This is a genomic window from Pseudoalteromonas sp. Z1A6 (assembly GCF_011378745.1).
GTDB lineage: Bacteria > Pseudomonadota > Gammaproteobacteria > Enterobacterales > Alteromonadaceae > Pseudoalteromonas > Pseudoalteromonas arctica.
Genome location: NZ_WTKW01000228.1, coordinates 1 through 7035 on the forward strand (window position 1 = coordinate 1; position 7035 = coordinate 7035).

The 7035-nt window shown below is 38.7% G+C and carries 6 protein-coding genes; all 6 read left to right on the plus strand.

Annotation, left to right across the window (positions count from 1 at the left end; genetic code table 11):
* Positions 1 to 142 precede the first annotated feature (142 nt).
* From GQR46_RS13885 to GQR46_RS13910, 6 genes are read left to right on the plus strand one after another with little or no spacing between them, the layout of a single operon-like run.
* Positions 143 to 1045, plus strand: coding sequence for a transcriptional regulator GcvA (locus GQR46_RS13885; protein ID WP_002958561.1), 903 nt, complete (start codon positions 143 to 145; stop codon positions 1043 to 1045).
* 2 nt (positions 1046 to 1047) lie between these two features.
* Positions 1048 to 1683, plus strand: a complete 636-nt coding sequence (locus GQR46_RS13890) for an alpha/beta family hydrolase (RefSeq protein ID WP_165725707.1) — start codon at positions 1048 to 1050, stop codon at positions 1681 to 1683.
* Positions 1684 to 1702: 19 nt separating this feature from the next.
* Entirely contained in the window at positions 1703 to 2071 is a 369-nt protein-coding gene (locus GQR46_RS13895) for a DUF423 domain-containing protein (protein WP_007583972.1), read from the plus strand.
* Positions 2072 to 2088: 17 nt separating this feature from the next.
* Complete coding sequence (gene rlmM / locus GQR46_RS13900; protein ID WP_007583974.1) at positions 2089 to 3174, plus strand: 23S rRNA (cytidine(2498)-2'-O)-methyltransferase RlmM; 1086 nt, start codon at positions 2089 to 2091, stop codon at positions 3172 to 3174.
* 16 nt (positions 3175 to 3190) lie between these two features.
* Entirely contained in the window at positions 3191 to 6499 is a 3309-nt protein-coding gene (locus GQR46_RS13905) for a hypothetical protein (RefSeq protein WP_165741258.1), read from the plus strand.
* A gap of 1 nt (position 6500) precedes the next feature.
* Positions 6501 to 7022 carry a hypothetical protein gene (locus GQR46_RS13910; protein ID WP_165741259.1) on the plus strand — a complete coding sequence of 174 codons (522 nt, stop codon included), beginning with the start codon at positions 6501 to 6503 and terminating at the stop codon, positions 7020 to 7022.
* The last annotated feature ends 13 nt before the right edge of the window (positions 7023 to 7035 follow it).

A 7035-nucleotide genomic window follows, 5' to 3' on the forward strand; every position in this document is an offset into this window, starting at 1 on the left:
TCCCCATAAAAAGAAAAATGCCAGTCAGCTTAACTGACTGGCATTAGACTCAGGTCGCTTTTTTTATGCCTTTAATATACACAAACTTATATGATGTATATAATCTCATGCATAAGAAAAACTAATTCTAAGCTTGGTTATTATGTCAAGACGGGTACCTCCATTAAACGCATTAAAAGCCTTTGAAGCGGCTGCGCGTCATTTAAGTTTTACTAAGGCTGCAGAAGAGCTCTATGTAACGCAGGCGGCAGTAAGTCATCAAATAAAAACACTTGAAGAGCATTTAGGTTTAAAGTTGTTTTTACGTAAAAACCGCTCATTATTATTAACTGAAGAAGGCCAAGGCTATTTTTTAGATATAAAAGAGATTTTTACTCAGCTTATTGATGCAACTGAAAAGCTATTAGCCCGTGGTGCTAAGGGCTCATTAACAGTTAGTCTAACACCAAGTTTTGCTATTCAGTGGTTAGTGCCTCGTTTGAGTTTGTTTAATGAGTTACACCCAGAGATAGACGTGCGAATAAAAGCACAAGATCAAGATGAAAACTCACTGACTGATGACGTAGATATTGCTATTTACTATGGAAGAGGTCATTGGAATGGCGTACAAGCGTACAAACTTCATACCGAATATTTAGTACCACTTTGTAGTCCTATGTTATTAAGCGGATTAAAGCCGCTTGATCAACCTAGTGATTTAGCGCATCACACCTTATTGCATGACACCACACGTAAAAACTGGAAAACGTGGATGAAAACTGCAGGCGTGCGTAACATTCAGGTAAATCAAGGACCTATATTTAGTCACTCATCAATGGTGTTACAAGCTGCAGTACATGGGCAAGGTGTGGCAATTGGTAATAGTGTATTAGCTAAACCCGACATAGATGCAGGGCGTTTGGTTATTCCGTTTAATCACAGTCTAGAAAGTAAAAATGCATATTACTTAGTGCTTCGCGAATCGCAAACCGAGCTTGGTAAAATAGTTTCGTTTAAAGAGTGGATGCTGAGCTTAGTAGAGCATGAGCAAGAACATGAGTATTAATAATGATTGAATGGTTTAAAAGCACCGCACAACCTGCAATTGCACAGTTTATATTTGCGCATGGTGCAGGTGCCGGTAGCGATTCTGACTTTATGCAACATATGGCAAAATTAATAAGCGAGCAAGGTGTTGATGTTGGTTTATTTGATTTTGAATATATGCAAATTGCTAAACAAACTAATAAACGTAGGCCTCCTGAGCGAGCGCCAAAGCTACTTACTTATTATGAGCAAGTGCTTGGTCAGGCGCAGCCAGATTTACCGTTATTTATAGGCGGTAAATCGATGGGCGGACGCATGGCATCAATGCTTGCGTGCAGCACAGAGCAAAGACTTTCGGGTGTTATTGCATTTGGTTATCCATTTCATCCGCCGGGTAAGCCAGAAAAGTTACGCACCGATCATTTTGCTGATATTGTTTGCCCTTTTTTAGTATTACAGGGCGAGCGAGATACATTTGGTACACGTGAAGAACTGCTTACTATGGAAATGCCAAAACAGCCTTTACTCACATGGCTGACTGATGGCGATCATTCATTAAAACCACGTAAAAAAAGTGGCGTAACTGAACTGCAAAATAGAGAAACAGCAGCGTTAAGTGCCGTTGAATTTATTAAGCAACAAGTAGAGATGTGTTAAGACTCGATTAGGGGATTAGATGATTAAATTATTTTTAATGGCCGGCAGTATTTTTTGTATGCTCTCGGTTATGTTAGGTGCATTTGCTGCCCATGGTTTAAAAAGCCGTTTATCGGAGTATTCATTAGGGGTTTTTAAAACAGCTGCTGAGTATCAAATGGTGCATGGCCTTGCACTTATTGCGGTGGCTATTTTAATTAAATGGGGCATAAACCTGAGTTGGGCTGGTGGCTTTTTTATAACGGGCACACTACTTTTTAGTGGCAGTTTATATTTACTCGCTCTAACAGATATGAAGTGGCTAGGGCCGATAACACCGCTTGGTGGATTGTGCTTTATTATTGGTTGGATTGTTATTTTAGTGCAAGTCGCACGATTTAAGTTTTAAAGAGTTTAAGGGTTAATATGTCTAGTGTTGTGATTTATTGTCGTAGTGGTTTTGAAAGCGATGCCGCTGCTGAAATAACGTTTCATGCTGCAGAGCAGGGTTTTGCAGGGTATGTAAAAGCAAAGCCAAATACAGGTTATGTTGTTTACGAATGTTTTGAAGCGCATCACAGCGACGAAATAATCAAAAAAGTCGATTTTAAAAATATGGTGTTCGCACGCCAATGGTTTGCCGGTACATTACTTGAAAACATGCCAGTAGAGGACCGTGTAAGTGCAGTAGTTGAAGCTGCTAAAGATTTTACATTGTGCTCAGAGCTGCGCGTAGAAACGCCAGATACAAATGAAGGCAAAGAGCTTTTAACGTTCTGTAAAAAAATATCAACGCCGCTTAAAAAAGCCCTCGAAAAACAAAATACAGTACTGCGTGAGCCAAAAGCAAACCGCCCAGTAATGCATGTCATGTTTTTAACAAACAATACGGCTTATGTTGGTTACTCGTATAGCTTTAATAATTCTCCATTTTTCATGGGTATTTTACGCCTTCGTATGCCAAGCGATGCACCGAGTCGTTCAACGTTAAAACTCGACGAAGCGTTTAATGTATTTATTCCTGAGCAACAACGTGAATCACGCGTGGCAGCAGGTATGCGCAGTGTTGATTTAGGTGCATGCCCGGGTGGTTGGACTTATCAGCTTGTACGCCGTGGTATGTTTGTAAGTGCGATTGATAACGGCCCAATGAATGACGATTTAATGCAAACGGGGCAAGTTAAACATTTTAGAGCAGATGGTTTTAAATATCGCCCAGAAAAAAGAAATATTACTTGGTTAGTGTGCGATATGGTGGAAAAACCAACCAAAGTGACTACGCTAATGATTGACTGGGCAGTAAATGCATACGCAAAAGAGTTTATATTTAACTTAAAACTACCTATGAAAAAACGCTTTGATAGTGTTTATGAATGTCTTTCAATGATAAGAAAAGAGCTTGAGAAACATAGTATTAATTACGAGTTACAAGCTAAACATCTCTATCATGATCGTGAGGAAATAACCGTTCATTTAAACGTTACTAAGGTGCCACAAAATTTGTATAGTTAATATGTAGAGGCTAAAAGTGGTAAAAAACAATATTAATAAATGGTTAAGTTTACTTTTTTTATCACTTTTAATCACAGGTTGTGGCGGCGGCGGAGAAGGTAGTGATTCAACTACGCCCTCTGGTAACGCTGCGCCCAGTGTTACGCTCTCTGTTAGTAGTAACGTTATTGTCTCTAACCAATCGTTTACTATTACTGCGCTTGCAAGTGATAGTGACGGGCAAATAGCCAATTATCAATGGCAACAACTTAGTGGTCCTGAATTTACATTTATTGTTAATGGCAATACGCTTACAGCCACTGCACCGAGTGTAACCACTGATACGACCTTTAGCTTTTCAGTTACTGTTACTGATAATTCAGGTGCTACTGCACAACAAGTATTTTCAGGCACTATCACTTCTCAAAATAATGCACCTACAGTTAATATTACAGGCCCAAGTAGTGCACTTGCTAACACACAAGTAAGCTTAGTTGCTAACGCTCAAGATACAGATGGAACCATAAGCACTATTAGTTGGATTCAGTCTGCGGGAGATAATGTTGATTTTAGCCAGTCAGATGGTGTACTTAGTTTTACTGCCCCCAATGTATCTGAAAATACAACGCTAGGCTTTAGCGTAACCGTAACAGATAATGCCGGTAAAAGCGCTCAAGCGAGTAAAACGGTTTTAATTAATCAAGTAAATAGCGCGCCAACAGTCATTGTTACAGGCCCAGAAGAAGCTGAAAAAGATGACAGTGTAACCCTAGTTGCAGATGCACAAGACAGCGATGGTAGTATTAATAACATAACCTGGCAGCAAACAAGTGGCCCTGTAGTTGAATTTACCCAAACAGAAACAAGTATTAGCTTTAATGCGCCCACTGTTGCGCAAAATACCAATGTAACGTTTGTAGTAACTGTTACCGATGACGATAACGCTACAAATAGCGCCCAGAAAATAGTTGTAATATTAGCCCCAAATAATCCACCGGCTGCCGATGATGTAAATATAAATGTGCAATATAACCAAGCCACAGAATTTAGCTTAGTGGTTAGCGACGCTGATAACGATAGCGTACAGATTGACTTTGGTGATGATTTAAATGGAGCGCAAATCAGTGTTATTGATGGCCAAGCCTTACGTTTTAGTTACACACCTCCTGCAAACAGTATCACTCCACAAAGCTATACGTTAACGGCGACTGATACAAAAGACACAACCGAATTTGTACTGAGTGTTACCGTTGTTGATTCAACGCCCGCTACAATTAGTAATGTAACGCCCCAAAATAGTAATGACCCAGTCTTTGTAGATAGCCCTGTTAGCATTACATTTTCAGATATTATGCTCGTGAGTACTTTAGCCGTTAACTCTAGCAGTGGTACTTGTACTGGAAGCGTACAAGTGTCAGCAGATAATTTTACTACTTGCTTGGCCTTAACTATTGAAAGTTTGTCGGGTACTACCAGCGACACAAGTACTTATTTTCATACTGTAAATTTAAGCGCAAGCTTTGATGAAGACACTCAATATATTGTTCGTGTTACAGCTGATTTAGCTAATTTTGATAGCACAACTATTTTGGCGCAAACTGCCACCTCGTTTACAACTTCTAGCCAAGATATAAAAATAACAGAGCTTTCATCTGTGCAATTTAGTAATGACTTACCTTGGATTGAACTTTATAACGGCACCGGTGCGACAGTAAATTTACAAGACTACTCTCTTAAAGCTCGCAGTATTAATATGTCTGATAGTACGTTGAGTGGTGAGCAAATATTTACGCTGCCTAATAAAGAGCTTTTAAATGGCGCCTATATTATTTTACAAAGCCGCTTTGGCGATGACTTTTTAGCAAGTGCGTCATTAAATAACACTAAGCTTGTGCTTGTTGGTAGCGCGAATGATCAAATTAGGCCTTATTGGTACATAAATGGTTTTGCAGAATTACTTAATAGTGCGGGTACACAAACTATCGACTTTGTTAAGTTTGGAAATTCAACCCAAGAGCCTGTAACAGCCTCGCAGTGGCAAGGCGAAAATGCTGCACAAATACCGCCAGAGCAGGGCGCCAGCTTAAAGCGTACGCTCGGCGCAACCGATACTAACCAAAATACAGACTGGAACTACTCAGTATTCAATACTCCGGCAGGGCCTAATGATATAACTTGCTCAATAGATGATGATGAAGACGGTATTCCAGATTGCGCAGAGGTAGAGGGGGCAACATTTGGTGGACTGCCTTTATATGAATGGGGAGCGCGTACTTCACAAAAAGATATATTTATTGAAATAGATTATATGGATAGTAGTGATGTTGGAATAACGCCTCATCGAACAGCACTTGAAAAAATTGTTAGTGTATTTGCAAGTAAAGGCTATACCGTTCATTTTGATGTAGGTGACTTATTTGATCAAAATAGCGATATTGCGCTGCAAAACTTTGATTTAGGTGGCGGAAATGTTGTCCCTTTTAATAGTTATACTCCGTTTGAGTACGATTTAAGTAGCCCTAATTTATTTGCTTATAAAATGGAATATACCGATATAACCCGCAGACCCATTTTTCATTACTTATTAATGGCAAGTAGTGGAAATGAAGATGGCAGTATTAGTGGGTCGGGTATTGCTGAGATCAGCGGTAATGATTTAATGGTAACTATGGGGGGCTGGGGCTTAACGCTCGATACGCAAATAGCAACCAATGTAACTTATAATTATCAAGCATCAACTATCTTTCATGAGCTAGGCCATAACTTAGGCTTATACCATGGTGGCGATGAAGAGGTTAACTTTAAGCCTAATCATTTAAGCTCTATGAATTATTTATATCAATTAGCGGGTTTATCAACAATAGGTAATAACGAAGGCGATCGTTATTATGAGCGTTTTTATCCAGGCAATGCTAGCTGCGATATTACACCAAATACTAATAGTCATTTAGGCTCTACAGATGATTTTATTATTGATTATTCAAGTGGTAGTTCAGCAGATTTAAATGAGAGTACAATACTTGAAGCACAGGGGTTAAATCGAAATGCCTCACTACCTGTTGATTTTAACTGTAATGCAATTAACACCGAAAGCTTAACCAGCTTTGATACTAATCAAGATAATACAATATCAATACTTAGTGATGTAAATGAGTGGAGCATGCTTAATTTGCAGTTTTATATGCAAAGTGCAGGTAATCGGTTTGGCGTGCCAAATACTAATAATAGTAAGGTGTATAATTTACAAAGCTCACCTACTAATATTGAAACGCTGCCCAGTTATATAAAAGAAGCGCAGCCAAGTAGTGCAATTATTGCTGAGTTAAAAGCAATTAAAGAGCATTAATATGAAACTAGGGTTAAGTATTAAGTTTATTGTTGGTAGTAGTTTTTTAAGCTTACTAATAGCGTGTAGCGATACTAACAATGCACGTGAATGGTTACTAAAAAATGACAATTTATATTACAAAAATACAGCTATTGACTGGCGAGTTGAATCAGTAAAGGGCTGTAAGGCATGCGTTGTAAGCCAAGATGTTGTTTATCAGCCTGAAGGCATTAGTAGTTATAATACGTTAATGCAGAGTCAAAATTGGGTGGCGGTACATGAGTTAAGTAAAATCAATGTTATCCGTTTAAAGATGCCAGACCAAACACCTTACTTATTCGTAGAGCGTATAAAAGGGCGAACACTAAAGCTGTTTGATCAGCAGCAAAACTACAGTATAAAAATTGATGAAGTTACAGCCGTTAATTTTAACAATCAGCGCTTTAGTATTTTGATTAAAAAATTTGAAGAAGTAGATAAACAAAGCGTCGCATTACCAAGGCGTGCATCGCTTGAGTTTATTGTTTTAAAAATAGATTAAAAAAGCACCTTAG

Excerpts from the sequence above, each read along its gene's own strand:
- GQR46_RS13885 (WP_002958561.1), top strand. The coding sequence starts at position 143 with ATGTCAAGACGGGTACCTCCATTAAACGCATTAAAAGCCTTTGAAGCG.
- GQR46_RS13890 (WP_165725707.1), top strand. The coding sequence starts at position 1,048 with ATGATTGAATGGTTTAAAAGCACCGCACAACCTGCAATTGCACAGTTT.
- GQR46_RS13895 (WP_007583972.1), top strand. The coding sequence starts at position 1,703 with ATGATTAAATTATTTTTAATGGCCGGCAGTATTTTTTGTATGCTCTCG.
- rlmM (WP_007583974.1), top strand. The coding sequence starts at position 2,089 with ATGTCTAGTGTTGTGATTTATTGTCGTAGTGGTTTTGAAAGCGATGCC.
- GQR46_RS13910 (WP_165741259.1), top strand. The coding sequence starts at position 6,501 with ATGAAACTAGGGTTAAGTATTAAGTTTATTGTTGGTAGTAGTTTTTTA.